7 protein-coding genes and 3 pseudogenes are annotated in these 17,707 nt (G+C 42.7%); all 10 read right to left on the bottom strand.

The features are described 5' to 3' along the window. Nucleotides 1-46 precede the first annotated feature (46 nt). Nucleotides 47-994: a tRNA-dihydrouridine synthase family protein gene (locus DXA05_RS10910; protein WP_008641729.1), complete on the bottom strand. Its 948-nt coding sequence runs from the start codon at nucleotides 992-994 to the stop codon at nucleotides 47-49. Between the two features lie 227 nt (nucleotides 995-1,221). Then, a pseudogene (locus DXA05_RS28360) lies at nucleotides 1,222-2,321 on the bottom strand (DUF5017 domain-containing protein). A 30-nt stretch (nucleotides 2,322-2,351) separates the two neighbouring features. Further along, nucleotides 2,352-4,123: pseudogene (locus tag DXA05_RS10900) on the bottom strand (RagB/SusD family nutrient uptake outer membrane protein). Nucleotides 4,124-4,150: 27 nt separating this feature from the next. Then, nucleotides 4,151-7,308, bottom strand: a pseudogene (locus tag DXA05_RS10895) (TonB-dependent receptor). Between the two features lie 159 nt (nucleotides 7,309-7,467). Beyond that, nucleotides 7,468-9,003, bottom strand: a complete 1,536-nt coding sequence (locus DXA05_RS10890) for a sulfatase-like hydrolase/transferase (RefSeq protein ID WP_049701570.1) — start codon at nucleotides 9,001-9,003, stop codon at nucleotides 7,468-7,470. Between the two features lie 284 nt (nucleotides 9,004-9,287). After that, on the bottom strand, nucleotides 9,288-13,346 hold the full coding sequence (locus DXA05_RS10885; protein WP_004298357.1) for a two-component regulator propeller domain-containing protein: 4,059 nt from the start codon (nucleotides 13,344-13,346) through the stop codon (nucleotides 9,288-9,290). A 195-nt stretch (nucleotides 13,347-13,541) separates the two neighbouring features. After that, nucleotides 13,542-14,825, bottom strand: a complete 1,284-nt coding sequence (locus DXA05_RS10880) for an acetylxylan esterase (protein WP_015532085.1) — start codon at nucleotides 14,823-14,825, stop codon at nucleotides 13,542-13,544. Nucleotides 14,826-14,842: 17 nt separating this feature from the next. Then, on the bottom strand, nucleotides 14,843-15,547 hold the full coding sequence (locus DXA05_RS27460) for a hypothetical protein (protein WP_347812597.1): 705 nt from the start codon (nucleotides 15,545-15,547) through the stop codon (nucleotides 14,843-14,845). 47 nt (nucleotides 15,548-15,594) lie between these two features. Further along, nucleotides 15,595-15,912 carry a hypothetical protein gene (locus DXA05_RS27455; RefSeq protein ID WP_284515523.1) on the bottom strand — a complete coding sequence of 106 codons (318 nt, stop codon included), beginning with the start codon at nucleotides 15,910-15,912 and terminating at the stop codon, nucleotides 15,595-15,597. 22 nt (nucleotides 15,913-15,934) lie between these two features. Beyond that, nucleotides 15,935-17,707, bottom strand: a complete 1,773-nt coding sequence (locus tag DXA05_RS10870; RefSeq protein ID WP_128859167.1) for a RagB/SusD family nutrient uptake outer membrane protein — start codon at nucleotides 17,705-17,707, stop codon at nucleotides 15,935-15,937.

Below are 17,707 nucleotides of genomic sequence, written 5' to 3'. Positions count from 1 at the left end.
TGTTTGTAAACGGGTGCAAAATTACGTAAAATTACTGGTTATTAGTTTATCGTTGATTAAAAAAGGCAAGGATTGCCTGATTGTATTTGTTGAGGCTTGTGCTTTTATGAATTGCTTTCAGTAATTTTCTGTCTGCTTGCGGCATTAAATATTCCCAGAAAGTTTTCATTTTGTTCAGAAGCTGTTCGTCTCCTCCTTCTAACTGTTCTGCATATTGATTGTATACACATCTATGCATCGATTGCAATTTTTCTCTTATTTCATCAAGCTCAAGTGTACGGTTTTGTCTATATTCCAATGCCAATGCCGGGTTGGCAAGTAATCCTCGTCCTATCATCATTCCGGCTAATCCGGGAAACTGTTCCTGAATGTGGTGAATATCTTCCACACTATTGATATCCCCATTATAGATGAGCGGATGTTTGCAGACTCCCTGAAAGGCTTCAAACGCTTTAAGGTCGACTTCTCCTTTATATTGCTGTTTTCCTAAGCGGGGATGCATAACCACTTGTCGTAGGGGGAGCTCATTGATAATCGGAGCCAGTTTCAGACATTCTTTCGGATCTTCCCAACCCAACCTCATTTTGATAGAAAAACTTATTTGCGGATATTCCGTAATCAGCAGGCTAAGTAACGCTTGCACTTCTTCGGGATAAGGAAGAATACCGGAACCATTGTGGCGTTTAGCCAGCATGGGAAAAGGGCATCCCATATTGATATCGACTTCCTTATATCCCTTTTCAATGAATAGGGATAAGATTTTGTCTGCTTTGTCAAAAGAGGGAGCTATCAGTTGCGGAATCAGATGGGGTACTTGATTATTTCCGGGCTCGATTCCTCGGACATCTCTATGACGAAATCCGCCTTTTTCGAGTCGTACAAATGGGGTATAATAAGTATCTATACCTCCGAAGCAGGCAGCATGAGCATTACGGTAAAACACGTCGGTATAACCTTGTAATGGGGCAAAATGAATAGGAAGAGTCTTTTGCATTGTTTTTATTTTTGTGCAAACTTATATATAAATGTTGATTTATACGCTAGTTGAGTAAAGAAAAATGCTTTTTCGGAGGAGAAGAAAGGGAAGAGGGTGAAAAGATATAGTAAAAGTAAAAGAGAGGAACCTCGCGGTCTCTCTCTTTCTGATGTTAAATTGATTAAAGTCTGATTTTTATAAACGTTTTCTATGATTGAAGGTTAGAAAAATTGGGGGATATGTTTTTATTCTACAACGTTTATAGTCAGTTCACGTACTACTTGACCACCTTGATGGACGTAGTTTGCATTGTTGGCTACGAAGGTAGCGGTGTATGTTCCGGCCTCCTCGTAGGTATGTGAGTATATCTCTAATGTTTGCGAGATATTTTTGATGGCCACACCGGCGTCAGGATCGCAGGAACCATTGAGGAGGATTGGATTGGAAATAAGCCAAGTATCTCCTTTGGTATAATCTTTGCTACCCCCGCTAGTTACGAAATCGTTTGGTTGGCTAATTCTCCAAAAATAAGGAATATTACCATCCACTGTGGTGTATGCTATCTTGTCTGCATATTCAGCACTTTTCATTTCTTCAAGTGTGAGATTTTTGTTTCCTAATGCTTCCTTCAGTTTGTTAAGATGAGAATTGTTTTTTGAAAGGTCATCTAAATTATAGGTTACATTCAATGCCGAGAACTCGAAGTTCTTTGCATTAATTGTGGTTGATTTCCCATTGTTGAATTCTAGATTAAGTTGTAATCCTTTAATATGTATAACAGGCATTGTAGCGCTGTTGTCAAGGGGATTCAGGCGGAAAGCAATGCTGATTTCCTTGCCCAAGTAAGAAGTCAAAGGGCAAGAATAGTCTTTAGTAACTTTGGTTGCTTTGGGAAGATCTTCCTGGCTGACAAGTTCCGTCCAGTCACAGTTAGTAACAGCTTCTTTGTCTTTTTCCACGTTGTTGCCACTAATTCCTCCAAATCGATCGGATATTAATATGTGAGTAGAACCTCGATGGTTTTCGCATTGCCATAGTCATATAATATAGAGAAATTGATTTCACATTTTTCTACGTCTTCCGGTTGCATCTCAATTCTGTCCCGATGTTTGTATTCATGGCCTATTTCTCCACTGAAGAAGCTGATAAAATCAGGGTCGCCATCGAAGCTGAACGTTACAGGGCTTCCTTTTTTTACAGTCACAGTTTTGCCATCGAAGCTGACATTGCTGTCTGTCACCACACCCACTTCCATTGCTGTTTCTTCTTTTAATTCCTTGTCGCATGAAGCCAGGGATAGTCCGGCAAAAGCGATAGTCATCAAACTTTTATATATTGTTTTCATGTCCTTTTCTTTTTAAAGTTATTAAGAGAATTACCAACCCGGATTATTCGTCTTGATAGCACCGTTTGATCCTATTTCATTGGCAGGAATCGGGAAATAATTGTAAGACTTCGGAATATTGAAGTAAGTATATACATTGATTCCGAACTTCCAGGATTCGTCAGCCTGTGCCTTGTCCACTTGTTCCTGCATCAGTTTGTAATAGTCTCCCCAACGGATCAGGTCGAAACGACGTGTGTACTCGAAACAGAGTTCCATTGCACGTTCGTCTTTGATTGCTTTGCGGAAGCTCTCTTCATCCAGATTTGCTGCAAGTTTTTTGATTCCTGCACGTTCTCTTACTGTATTGATACATTCATAAGCCAGATCATTAGGACCATGGTTGACTTCATTTTCAGCTTCTGCAATCATCAGCAAAATGTCAGAGTAGCGGAGAAGAGGGAAGTTGATGGAAGTATCGTTTTTGCTCTTCTTGTCTGCTTCATATTCTCTACGATATTTGGCGGCAGCCTGTTGCGGTTCTTATTGGCATCGTTCTTCGATTCACGATCACCGTAAGTAGAACCCGGCTCTGTTTTACCATAGCTGAAGGATTTATCCCAGTATTGTTGTTCCACTTCATCTCTTTTTCCCTTTACAAATTCACGACCGTCCACCGGAGTACCTTCTCCTGCTGACTGGGTGTAAGTGAATGGAGCAATATTCCAGTTGCAACGGTCAATGTCATCGTTTGCTTCATACAATTCCAGCAGTTTAGGAGTATTCCAGATAAAAGCGTATGCATAGCCCGGATCACCTTTACCAGTGATGGATGCTTTGGAAGAAAGGTCCTTACCCTGAATGCCGATAATATTACCGATTCTACCTTCTGCACGTACATCCGTCGAACGGTTACCTGCAAATTCTACTTCCCAAATACTTTCATTAGCCTTGGCACCATCCTTATTGAGAGCAGTGTTATACTTATCAGAACAAATGTCGATAAAGAAGTCCCAATATTTGGCAGTTAGTGAATGACCCTCATTCTTGACTAACTGTGCATAGTAACTTGCTTTTTTGAAATATTCTGTAATCTCGGCACTAGTCGTGTTGTTAGCCAAACCCACTTCCTTGTCACGTTTAGGTTCACCGGCCCGGAACATATATACACGCGCCAACATTCCCCAAGCAGCCGATTTGGAAACACGTCCCGGTAAATAGTTCAAATCTTGAGCAGATTTGAGATCCTCGGCAGAACCATACATCTCTTTGATGATAAAATCATAAATCGTCTGTTTGTCCGTACGTGGAATGGAGAGGTTATAGGCATCTTCTGTAGAAGTAGTCTTGAAAGGTACATCTCCCCAACATTCTACCAAAGTAAAATAATAGAATGCGCGTAAGAAACGGGCTTCGGCTTTGTACTGCTTGCGGGTATCGTCGTTCATATCGGGCACTGCATCAATATTTTCCAGGAAAATATTGGCTCTGTTGATGCCGGAGTATAATGTGTACCACAATGCTGCAACGGCCGGATCACTTGTGTTGGCATTGTTACAGATCAACCCACTTTTGTTAGGTCCGCGGTTGGCACCACCATAGTGTCCCAGATCGTCACCTCCTACAAGGTATAAGAACTCATTTCCGTAGAAGGAACTTTGTCCCAGAATGGCATAGGTTCCTGTCAGCCAAGAGGTAGCGTCCGCTTCATTTTTGAAGAAGTTTTCAGGAGTGGTGTATGTCGGGTCTTTTTCCAAGAAATCGCAGGAAGTCAGGTTAAGTCCGACAAGAAGTGATATGATGATTATTTTTATTGTTTTCATATACGTAATTGTTTGAAGGATGATTGATTAGAAACCTAAGTTTATACCAAAACTGATAGAGTAGGCTCTCGGATAAGCGGAGAAGTCCAGTCCCGGAGTCAGTGCGCCTTCACGGATAGATACTTCCGGGTCGTAACCGGAATACCCTGTACATGTCCATAGATTCTGACCGGCAACGAATACGCGTGCATTGTCTATCTTCCATTTCTTGGTCAGTTGTTTCGGCAGTGTATATCCTAAAGACACGGTCTTCAGACGAAGGAACGAACCATCTTCGATAATACGTGTAGAGAACACTTTGTTAGAACCGGAGTCGGTAGCTCTCGGAATATTACTTTCCGGATTTTCCGGTGTCCAGCGGTCTGCGTAACTTGCGTATTGGTTCAAGTCACGTGTTTTATTGCTGTTCTCGAAGAACAGGCGGTTGGCATTCAATACATCGTTTCCATACGACCATTGGAAGAAGATGCTCAAGTCAAATCCTTTGTATTCGAAATTGTTGGTAAATCCGCCCGTATGTTTCGGCATACCGTTACCGATCATAGTGCGGTCGTTATCGTCGATGATACCGTCACCATTCAGGTCTGCGTATTTCGGCATACCCGGTTGTGTATTACTTTCGGAAGAGAAATACGGAACATTGCGTTTCAGTGTATATGTATCACCTACTTTGTCGAAATCTTCGTATTTGTATGTACCTTCGTAGATGAATCCGTACATCATTCCCATCGGATAACCCACTTTGGCAATGTAGCTGTATTGAGAGTTATAGTTCTGGTCAAATTTGGCTGCACTCAACAGAGAAGATTGGTTTTCGGCCAATTCTAATACTTTGTTCTTGTTGAATGCGATATTAAAGTTAGTAGTCCATGAGAAATGACGGTTCTTGATATTGGTTGTGTTCAATGTGAGCTCGATACCTTGGTTGCGTACCTTTCCTACATTCTTCATGGCACTGAAATAACCGGAAGAGGTGGGAAGTGCAGTATTCAGCAACAAATCACGAGTCGTTTTACGATACCAGTCTACGGTTAATCCGATGCGTTCGTCCAGGAAGCCTAAGTCCAGGCCTAGGTTCCACTGTTCGGTAGTCTCCCATTTCAGTTTTCTGTTTCTTAAGGAAGTGGGCACTGTACCTACACTTGTCAGGCTGTTTTCGAACGGATATACACCACTCGGTAGGCTACCGATCGAAATAAAATCTCCAACTTTATCTTTTAATATCTGATATAAAGCATACGTATCATACTCGCCTACACGGTTGTTACCGGTCAATCCCCAGCTTGCTCTTAATTTACCGGAAGAAACAACAGACTTCAATGGTTTCATAAAATCTTCCTCCATGAATCCCCATGCCAATGAACCGGAAGGGAAATAGCCGAAACGGTTATCACCACGGAATTTGGAAGAACCGTCGGAACGGAAAGAAACCGTTGCATAATACAATGATTTGTAGTTATAGTTCAAACGTCCCAGGAAAGAGAGCATAGACCAGGAACTCTTTAATGATTTGGTCGTACTGGGAGTTCCTTCACTCATTCCTGCCATCCCGAGTGCTTCGTTTGGAATTTGCACTGTCTTGTATGAATAGTATTCATAGTCAGAATTTTGCAGAGTTACACCTACCATACTATTAAAGAAATGCTTCCGTTTGATATTGGTCTGATAGGTTAGAATATTTTCGTTCAACCACGTTGCACGTTGAGAATGGTAGATTTCTGCATTCACCTTATCGGATGATTTCGGATTACCATAACGAGTTTTCGAGTTGTTGAATGTTTCTCCTTTGCGGGTATCGAATGTGTAACCGCCGGAAACTTTCAACTTCAATCCTTTGATAAATTCATATTCTGCAAATCCGTTGAACTGGATATAGTTCGCGTACGTCTTGCGATATTCATTTTTCAAAGACATGATAGGGTTGAAACGATAGTCGTTGGTATTGTTTATCGCGTCGTCCATGATGTTATCCATCAACGAGTTTAATGGTCTGTCCGGTTCGGTCACAGGGCGATATCCCCATACACTATAGAACAGGTTATTCATACCACTGTATGAGTTCTGGGAAGGAGAACCACCAGTGGTTGTAGTGCTTGAATAGTTGGTTGTCAGATAGATTTTCAGTTTCTTCTTTTGGATGGTAGTACCATACGGCCTTGTACACGTTTGTAGTTTGATTCCAATAAGATACCGTCCTGGTCATAATAAGATAAAGAAGCATTGTAGCGAACTCCTTCCGAACCACCGGTCAGGCTGACATTATGGCTTTGCATCCATGCGCTGCGGAAGATTTCATCCTGCCAGTTATATTGCGGGATATTCCTATAATCTTCCAGTCCCCATTTCTTACCGTCATAATCCATGAAGTAGGTAGTTTCCATATCTTTGGGACTACGTTCTGCCTGTAGTTTGACGAACTCGTATGCATCCATCATCGGAATCGTTTTGGTGATATGCTGAATACCGAAACTTCCGTCATATTTAATTTTAGGCTGGCCGATTGTTCCTTTCTTGGTTGTAATCATCACGACACCATTGGCACCACGGGCACCGTAGATAGCAGTAGCGGAGGCATCCTTCAGGAAATCGAGTGACTCAATATCGTTCTGATTGATGGCTGCGGCTATGGAAGGGTCTTCCACCGGGAAACCGTCAATGACATAAAGAGGAGAGTTGTCCTGTGTCAAAGAGTTGTTACCACGGATGACGATGTTCATCTGTCCGCCCGGCATACCTTCGCCCGAACTTACGTTGACACCGGCAATACGTCCGCCTAATGTCTCGCCGAAAGAAGCAGTCGGAGTGCTAAGAAGTTCTGCCATGCTGGCTTTGGCAACAGAACCCGTCAGATCCTTCTTGCGTATTTCCTGATAGCCGACTACTACCACTTCGTCCAATGTCTTTGTGTCTTCCTTCAATGTGATAACCATTGGCTTTTGAGTATCCGCCTTTATTTCTACAGTGACATAACCAATGAAAGAAATAACCAATATTGAATTCTTATTGGGCACGTTAAAAGCAAATTTACCGTCAAGGTCAGTGATTGTTCCTTGCGAAGTACCTTTTACCTGAACACTGGCTCCCGGCACTCCTTCTCCTAAGTTATCCTTCACTGTACCTTTAACAAGTACCTGTGCAAGTACAAAAGAAACAGAAAACAAGATCAGTCCGATGGAGGAGAGCATCCTTTTTCTAGTTTGAGTGGATAAATGTTTTTTCATATATTAAAAATTAAGTGATTTTATTGAATCTACGCTTGCAAAGATAGACGGATTGAATATTCTAATATGGATAGAATTATTCAAGATTGGTGCAAAATCATACAATTTTTCTGTTCTCATAAACTATTTTTCTTTAACGGATTCCAGTAATTCAGATAATTCTTTCACTATGTCGGGATATTGTTTTGATACATTCGTTTTCTCCGATGGATCGGAGGATAAATCGTAAAGTTGAGGCTGTTTGTCGTTGCCTAACTCCATTTTCGTCCAATGTTCGATAGCAGGGCCGTCGCTCGGTTCGATGTATTTCCATTGACCTTTTATGATGGCAAGTGTGTTATTGAGATTCTGTTGAACGACATACTCACGGTTTGTATTATTTTTGCCGAGGAGAACGTTCAGATGCTCCTGACTGTCGGGGGCAGCTCCCTTGCGTAAAGGTTGCTCTAAAAGTGAAGCGAGCGATGCATACACATCTATTTGAGAGAAAAGAGCTTGTTGCTTGTTCGGCTTCACCCGGGCAGGCCAACGGACAATAAATGGAACGCGTGTACCCGCTTCGTAAGCGCTGTATTTTCCACCACGGTAGATACCCATTGGAGTATGTCCGTTGAGAAGTTCGTAAGCTTGGTCTTGATAGCCGTCGTCGATAACAGGACCGTTATCGCTGGTAAAGATCAGGATGGTGTTGTCTGCGATGTGGAGGCTGTCCAGTGTGTGCATGATTTCACCTATGGTCCAGTCCAGTTGCAGGATGACGTCGCCACGAGTGCCGAGTCCGCTTTTGCCTGCGAAACGTGGGTGGGGGATGCGCGGTACATGTACGTCTTGCGTACCCATATATAAGAAGAAGGGTTCTTCCTGATGGGATGCAATGAAATTTTTAGCCTTATGAGTGATGATATCGGCTATGTCTTCATCTTTCCAAAGGGCGGATTTTCCTCCGGTCATCCAACCGATGCGGGGAATGCCGTTGATAATTGTATTGTTGTGTCCCTGGCTGGGCTTTAAAGTGACGAGCTCCGGATTCTCTTCTCCCGTAGGCCAGTCGCCTACTTTGTGGTCGTAGCTTACGGTGATAGGGTCATTGGGGTCAAGTCCTACGACATGTCCGTTTTCTACAAATACACAAGGTACACGGTCTACGGTAGCCGGAATAATAAATTCGTAGTCGAAACCGATGCTTTGCGCGTTAGGGGTAATTGGGTTGTTAAAGTCGGTTCCACCTTTCGGACCGAGTCCCAGATGCCATTTCCCTACTGCACCGGTTGCGTATCCTGCATCTTTCAGCATATCTGCCATGGTGACGCAGGTAGTGTCGATAATGAGTTCGGAGTTACCGGGAGCGATTCCTGTGTTTTCCTGTCTCCAGGGATACATACCTGTCAGGAGTCCGAAACGGGAAGGGGTGCTGGTGGCAGAAGTTGCATAAGCATTGGTGAATTGTACTCCTTGTCCTGCCAACCGGTCAATGTTGGGAGTGCTCACTTTTGTTGCTCCATAACAACTTAAATCACCAATGCCGAGATCATCTGCAAATATATAAATAATGTTAGGCTTTTGGCTATTCTGCCCATTGTTCTTTTGGGGTGCATGATTGCATCCTGACAGCGTGACGATGCCAGACAATAGGGGAAGTAGACGCGAAACGTTTTTCATAATGCTGAATGTTTTAGGAAATAATGTAATGAACACAAAGATAAGCGAATGGAAGAAAAAGAATGAGTAGGAATGTACAAGTGAAGTACAAAATAGTACACTTAAGAAGTTACCTTCTTTATTCGGGCGAAGATGTCCGGACTAAGAAACCGTTTATATCATAAATTTAGGCACGGATCACACGGATTAATGCTGTTGTTCTCATACTCAGCGTTTTTTTATCCGTGAAATCCGTGTGATAATAATATAAGATTATTTTGCAAGAGTGCTTATAGAGTTACCTGTTAATCTGTTTCTTCTCCGTCTCCTTCTTCTTCGCTCTCTTCTCCTTTACGATAAGCCAGCGGACTGACGTGATAAATCTCCTTGAAACATTTACTGAAATAGCGGGAGGAGGAGAACCCAATCCGGTCAGAGATCTCCGTGATATTCAGCTCCGGGTTATTCCTTAACATGACAGCGCCTTTTTTGAGACGTATGCTTAGGATGAAATCATTCGGGGTCTGGCCTGTAACTGCTTTCAGTTTAGTGAATAGGTTCGTACGTGCCATACCCATTTCGCGGGCGAAGATATTAACGTTGAAATCCGTATTGTCCAGATGACGTTCGATAATGGCCATCGCGCGGTCGAGCATCTCCTTATCCATCGGGTTGGTAGCCAACATTTGGGCAAAAGCCTGTGGTTGTTTGCTGAACTTCTCTTGCAATAGCCGGCGGGAATTAACTAGGTTATTGCAGCGGGAAATCAGAAGATTGGTATTAAACGGTTTCGTGATATAATCATCCGCACCAATCTTCAAACCTTCGATATTGTGCTCTATAGCAGTACGTGCGGTTAATAATACCACCGGAATATGGCAAGTGTTAAAGTCCGTCTTGATCTGTTTGCAAAGTTCCGTACCCGACATGCGTGGCATTACGACATCACTTAAAATGATGCTCGGCATATCCTTCTGTATCATCTCTAATGCTTCTACTCCGTCGGAAGCCGTACTGACTTGATAGAATGTTTCGAAAATACCGACTAACATCTGTTTGATAGATTCATTGTCTTCCACTATCAGCATTTTGGCGTCTTCGATGCGCTTGTTATCTTCTTCTTTCCATTCCGAATCAGGGATTATTTCTACTGAAGGAACAATAGTCTCTGTTTGCTGGATGGTTTCCGTATCATCTTTCGCTATTTGCTCTTCTGTGAAGTGTTCCTTGCCTAGTTTGAGGGTGATAATGAAACTGCTTCCTTTGCCCGGTTCGCTTTCTACCCGGATTGTGCCGTGATGAAGTTCCACAATACCTTTCGTCAGTGCCAGTCCGATGCCTGTACCGGCTCCGGTATTCAGCGAGTTGAGATGCTCGGTCTGATAGAAACGGTCGAATATCTTATCAATTTCGGCAGCGGCGATACCTGTACCTGTATCTTTTATTTCAATGATGACATGGTCTTTCTCCTGCGATACATTAATCGAAATTGTATCTTCGGCCTTGGTATGCTTCACTGCATTAGACAGCAGGTTGTTTATCACTTTCTGCATCTGCTTTTGGTCATACCATACTTCAATGTCATCCTTCTGTTTGTTGAACTTGAAGTTGATTTGTTTACTGCTCGCATATTCGAGGAAGAGCAAATAATTCTCATACAGGAAGTTAACCAGATTGTGCTGGCTAACTTTGATCTTCATGTGACCCTGTTCCTGTTTACGGAAATCAAGTAGTTCCGTAATCAGTTCCCGTAATTGGAGACTGTTCTTGTAGATTCCCAATACCTTATTATATATATTAGGCGTAAATGTCTGCACCTGCAACAAAGTTTCCACTTGTCCCACGATCAGCGTTAACGGTGTGCGGAATTCGTGCGAGATGTTAGTGAAGAAACGGAGTTTCGACTGGTTCAATGCTTCGAGGTCTTCAATATGCTTCTTTTCGTACTTCAAAGACTCACGGAGTTTGATGCGCGAATTATAGTTCTGAATAAGATACCATAACAGGCTGATAGTGACAATGGTATAAATCAGGTAAGCCCACCATGTCTCATACCATGAAGGGAGTACGATAATCAGCAGTCTGGCCTCTTTTATTCCTTCCCTCTGTGATTTGATGACAAGGGTATATTTACCCGGATTCAGGTTTGTATAAGTAATCAGCGTTTGCTTCCGGTAAGTATGGTTCCATTCGTCTGAGAAACCCTCCAGGCGATAGAGAATTTCATCTCTGTTGGCAGGGATGAAGTTGGAAGTGGCATATTCGATGCTAAACATCGATTGATTCGCTTTCAGACTGATTTCCGGAGTATGACAGATCGACTGTTCCAGGATGCCGCTTTCATCTCCCGGAACTACTTCTTTTCCGTTGACAAACAGGCGGGAAAGAATGATATTATATGATTTGGGAGTGAAATGTAATTTTTTCTCCCAGAAAGAAATCATTCCCTGAATACCGCCAAGGAATACTTCTCCGTCATGTGTCACAAATAGTGCGTTTTCATTGACGGCAGTCAACGGGAATCCATTCTCCGTACCGTAATTATAGAATTTCTTGCTTGGATAGTTGAACTGTGAGAATCCCTGATTGGTAATCAGCAATAAGTCTCCTTTCTGTATGGACGATTCGCATACTTCGTAGATACAGTCGCTGGATAAACCATCTGTCTGTACATCGAAGTTTTCAAAGTCATCACTTGCCTTACGGTAACGGTCGAGACCGCTTCCGGAGGTGCAGAACCACAGATTACCGTTACTGTCCTGCATGATACTGTTGATATTATTGTTGCTAAGACTGTTCGGATTAGCGGGATTGTGTGGATAATTAGTAAGTTTACCGCTGTCGAACCGGTAAGAATAAACACCCTCCCCGGTAGCCGCAATCCACAATGTACCGTCTTTATCAATGCAAAGACTGGCTACCATGCCAATACCTCTTCCTTCTTTAGTCTCTTTGAAGAGCTGTTGGCAAGCGCCTGTTGCCGGATTGAAAAGACAAACACCGTTTTGTGTGGCGACAACCAGCTTGTCCTTATAAGGTACAATGTCTCGGACGATATCCGAAGGTAGTGAGGTTGGGTCTCCGGCTTTCATTCGGTAGACTGTGAAACGGTTAGTACGCAGGTCGAGTTTGTTCAATCCTCCCAAGTGTGTACCTATCCACATGATTTCATTAGTCCGGTCGTAGTAGATTGCTTTGACATTGTTATGGGAAATGCTATTTTTGCCCTCTTCGTGGCGATACCACCGATAGGTGTTATCCTTCCGGTTATACACATTCACGCCGCCGCCTTCGGTACAAATCCACAGGTTTCCGTCCTTATCTTCAGTCATTCTACCGACGATCGGACTACTTAGACCTTCTTTCTCTGTATCTCCGGTTTTGTAACGGGTATAGATTTCATATTCTGGATTGAAATAGTTGACACCTCCGAAATAAGTACCCAGCCAAATTGTTCCTTGTTCATCTTTGACGATGCACCAGATGGAGGAGTGGGTAAGTCCGTCGGGTTTGTTCGCGTTGGCAGTGTAAAGTTGGAATTTACCTGTGCTCTTTTCATAGCGATTTAACCCGTGAAAGGTTCCTATCCACAGATTTCCTGCATTATCTTCACAGCAACTCCTTACGAAGTCGGCACAAATACTGTTTGGATTTTTAGGATCATGACGGAAGTTCTCAATGGTACTATCTGTTTTTATTCGGTAGAGTCCTTCTTCCCAGGTACAGATCCATAATTCTTTAGACGAATCTTCGTAAATACTCGCGATATTACCTCTTGTGACAGGTTGGGAAATCTTTTTGTCTCCCGATAAACAGTAAAGTCCGTTACTGGTAGTTCCCATCCACAGATTTTTCTTTTCGTCCAGGTGGAGGCAGGAGAGGGTGATATCTTTTCCGGCAAGATGATAGTAGAGATCGAAGTTTCCGGTACTTTCATTATATACAAACACTTCTTCTCTTTTCCCGATATATAATTTCTCGTTGAAATAAATAGCATCCACATTGCCTTGCAGCAACGTTTTGAATCTTTGTGTGGTCAGATCGAACTCTGCTACCCCGTCCGTACAGAGCAGGTATACCTTCCCGTTTTTGTTTCCGGTGATACGCAGCACTGTATTGCTGAACAAACTGTTCGGATCGTTTTTATTAAGTTTGAAACTTTTGATATCGTTACCGTTATACCGGTTCAGTCCTTCACGCGTGCCAATCCATATAATCCCCCGTTCATCAATATAAAGGCTATTGACAGAAAATTGGGAGAGTCCGTCGTCCGTGGTCAAGTGGCTAAAAGTGATGTTTTGACCTTGTGTGCGGACTCCAGCTACGCTTAAAAATAGCAGAAATAAAAGAATTACTTTTCTCACTAATTTATTTTTTAAGGTGTTTACATCTATGCAAATATATTGTTTTTATTCGATTTCAGTGAATCTTATTAGAAGAAAGTAACTATAAAACACCGGAAGAGAATTCTATTTAACAGAATTACTCTTCTGGTTTCTAACCTAACTAACCTCTTGTTATAGTGTTTGTGCCTGTTTCGTTTTTATCAGTTCAGATTATTACCACACTACATACTGATTGAAAAAACGAGTACTTTCAGCAATCCATGAGTCCATGTTCTCATAAGCTGCAAAGTGTCCTGATGTAGGGTAACATATCCAGCGTTTAGGTGTACGGATGTGATTGTATGCTGCAAAATTTGTATGTGGTGGTGTAATGTTGTCTTGAAGTCCGAATCCCATTAATACTGGGCATTTGATCCATCCGGTCAGATTCTTCAAGTCAAAGTAAGTTAGTAATGAGAATATTTTATCTTTGTCAATATTCTGCCGGGCAGCTCCTTCGAATACCAAGTTGGCAGGCCAGTGAACCAAACGGAAATAATCGGGATAGTCTGACAGAAAGGGTACGATAGGCGCAGCTGCGGAAATACGATGGTCGAGTGACGCTGCTGCTAGTGTGAGCGCTCCACCTTGCGAAATACCTGTAGCAAAAAGGTTTTGTCCGTCAAAGCATGGCTGAGCAAAAATAAAATCAATACTGCGGACTGTATCAGCAAAAGCACCTCTGTAATAGTAATGTTTGGGTGAATCCAGTCCGAAAGCAATCCACTCACCAAAGCGGTTATAAGGTTTGTTGAGGCCTTGTCCACGGGGTGGAATGACCAAGATACACCAACCGGGATAGTCGTCGGGACTGGGAATCCAGGTGACGGCATCATAACCTTGATAAACCACTACGGCCGGATGACTCTGACCATCTGTAGGGACTGCCCAATACCCCCGTAAGATTTCTCCTTCAAGCGAGCGCATTTCTACTTCGTAAACATCACGCTCTGGCTTCGAAGATTCAGGTAGACGTGTCATTTTATAGGCAGGGTGTACACGTTTAAGTTCGGTGATGGTTTTATTCCAAAATCTTTTTAAGTTAGGGGGACCATCCGGTTTGGATAAAATCTGTTCGGCTTCGTATCCAAAGAAGAAATGTTTCAGAGTGTCGGTGCCGGCAATGAAACAAACCTGGTAAAATCCGGGAGTGAGATTCGTGAGAGTGACTGATGCACGACTGCGAAAGCCTCCACCGGGAGCTATCGAATCTGTTCCGAAAGAGTAGGTTATAAAGGTAGACGATACAGCATTGCCGAAATCTGTTGCAATGTCCATGCGTATCCTATCCGAAAAACCTGACTGTGCAGATGTCAATTCCAGCATGAAGCGTACTGGATGTTCGTTATCGAACATCCAGTTTTGCTCAACAGGAATATTGAGATTTATGGTCTTCTGTGTATAACTTCTTATTGAGTATCCGGTCAGGAGTATAATGACGTATATCCACTTTTGCATCCTGTTAATCATTGTAATTACTCTTTGATATAAAACGTAATCAGCACTCCTTTATGATCGCTTGGCCACTGATTGTTTACGGGCGGAATGATTGGATCTTTGGTTTGTTCTTCTATTCTTTGTCCGCGTACAATAGAGCCTGTTGGACCTACTATCTGGGCACTTTTTATTTGTAGATTTTTATTTGGATAATAGTAAACGAAATCAATTCGTTCGCGTTCATCTGCCTCCGGTGCCCATGAGAGATTCTCTGGAATGACTGATTTATTGTCTGCTGGAAAAGTGAATCCTGGACATTTCACCGGATCGGGATGAATTACCCGGTAGGCATCTTTATATCCCCGTTGAACCAACAATTTGGAAGTTCCCCAATTGACGATACATCCGCGATGATCGAATAGATCTTTTGTATCGGCCTGCCAATCCAGATAAGAAGGCTCATTCAGATCTCCGGCAAAAAACACGAGTGCTCCTTGCTCTAGCTCTTTGGCAGCGTTGTTGATAAAAGCTTGGGCGGATTCTATACGGTCTGATTCTTCGCAGACAGCAAGTATCTTGTTTACATCAGTGATAGGAGCCGGAAGTTTATCCCAATTAACGCTACCGTCATTGTATCCCCGGGGATAGTAACAGGTGTAGTAACGATACTCTGAATGTGCCGGGTAAACGGCCACTCGTTTCCCATTGACATCCAGAATCGCTTTGAACATCCATTTGTTGATGCGTTCTGTCTCTTTGAACGGATATTTTGATATGACCGCTCTTCCGTCTATTCGTGCATCGTAATAGATGAGTCCCTTCTCTTTAAGCCTTGCATTAGTTTAGGCATCACGGGGTCGTCTTGCGGGCCTTTATATAATTCGCAAAATGTAGCGATGTCTGGCTGTAGGGCAGCAATCTGTTCTATCAGATATTCCGGAGCATGCTCCACCTTGGTACACTCCACCCATAAGTTGAGTTGAAGGAATTTAATCTCTGTTTTCTTTCCTGTTTCTTCTTCCGGTACAGATACTTCCGTATCGGTTTTAGAACATGCAGTGATAACAGGAAGTATGGCAATAATAATAGTTAATAACCACTTTTGCATAATCTGTATTTTTTAGATTTGATTACCAGCCCGGATTCTGACAGTTGGTTCCTGAAGCATTCTGTAACCGGATTGCTTCGTCACCCGGTATTGGATATAATAGGAATTTTTCACTATATGCTTTTCGGTTATTATCTACTACAAAACGGGAGTAACTTCCATCTGAGTTTGCCTTCATTCCGGTAATTACTTTATCTGTTTGATCTAGCATCTTCCAACGGCGTACATCAAAGAAATGGTGTTCTTCAAAAGCAAGTTCTACGCGTCTTTCGTTCCTGATTCGCAGACGAAATTGATCACAGGATAATCCGTAAGGAATGCCTGGCATACCTACTCTGGAACGTACTGCATTGACTGCGTCTACCGCATCATTGGGCACAGTTCCGGTGGTAGATGCTTCATTAGCTGCCTCTGCATAATTTAAATATAATTCAGCTAGGCGGAACTCTTTGAAGTAACCATCCAGATTGCCGGAACGTCCGGATTTATAATGCGAGAACTTACGCGTATAATAGCCGGTACAGGTGTAACGTGCGTTACTGGGATCAAGTGCACAGTTTCCTCCTGTCTTGGTTGAGAGTAGTGTACCGGTTTCCAGGTTTAGTTTGGAACCATCGTAATAAATAGAAGCTTTAAGACGCGGATCACGGTTCTCATACGGTTTGGCTTGATTGTAGAGACCTTGAACAGCCGAATTCAAGTTAGGTTGCAGATGATTGGCATCTAGATAAGGGCTCTCTAAATTGAGCAGAGGATAAGATTCTGTCATGTCACCGTTCACAACTTCATAGGCATCAAGTAGCTCTTGCGACGGACACGCACCGGCATCTGTCTGGCCGTCGGTAGTTGGCAGGCCAGCATAATTCCACATATACATTTGTCCAACTTCCATAATGGTTTCTTTGTCATTAACTACCGGCAAGTCAGTGCGCGAATAGAAATACACATCATAAGGAGAATAACCAGCTGTAGCATTCGGCTGTTTCTTATAAAGTTCATAATTGTTCGCCAGACAGTCATCCAGAGACTTTTTAGTAATTTCTGCGGCTTCTGTCCAAGTGATTGTTCCGTCATTGTACAGAGGACTGGCTGCATAGAGTGATATCTGTGAACGGATGGCTGCACAGATGGCTTTTGTCATAACGTGACGGTAGTTCTCCTTATCTAAGGAACGCCATCCCCATTCTTCAACAGTGGGAATATCAATAGCAGCCTGACAATCAGCTAATATTTGGCGGGCACACTCGCCAAATGTACCTCTTTTAACCTTGGTATAATCGTAGTCGGGAGTTGTTATGATGGGAACACCTCCATAACGTTTCACCAATTGAAGATAATAGAAAGCGCGTAATGTAAGTACCTGTGCCTTGAAACTGTTACGTATATCTTCCGAGTAGACACTGGCAGTAGGGATATTGGCAAGAAAGATGTTGCAGGCACGAATCCCTTGATAATAATAATTGTAGTTTTCCGGATTTCCTTCGATGCCCTCCAGCGGATTGCTGAAGGGAGATAATTGTCCTTCATTCCATTTGCGGGTAACTCCGTTCTGTAGTTCCCAGGAATCTTTGGCTTCATCCGTACAACCAGCTAGCATGGTATAGTTATAGTTCATTCCGTAATTCAGAATCCATCCATAACATTGATTCATATAAGTATACGTTTTACGGTTCGTGGTAAACAAATCGCTGTAATCCGTACGGCCGTCCGGATGATCTTCAATTTCAGTACATCCTATGAATGAGGATAATATGAGTAAGGAGAATACTCCTGATATGATTTTATTTATTTTCAT

The sequence above is a fragment of the Bacteroides sp. AM54-2NS genome (assembly GCF_003602935.1).
In the GTDB taxonomy this organism is placed as follows: Bacteria; Bacteroidota; Bacteroidia; order Bacteroidales; family Bacteroidaceae; genus Bacteroides; species Bacteroides xylanisolvens.
This window is presented reverse-complemented; position numbering and strand designations above follow the sequence as displayed.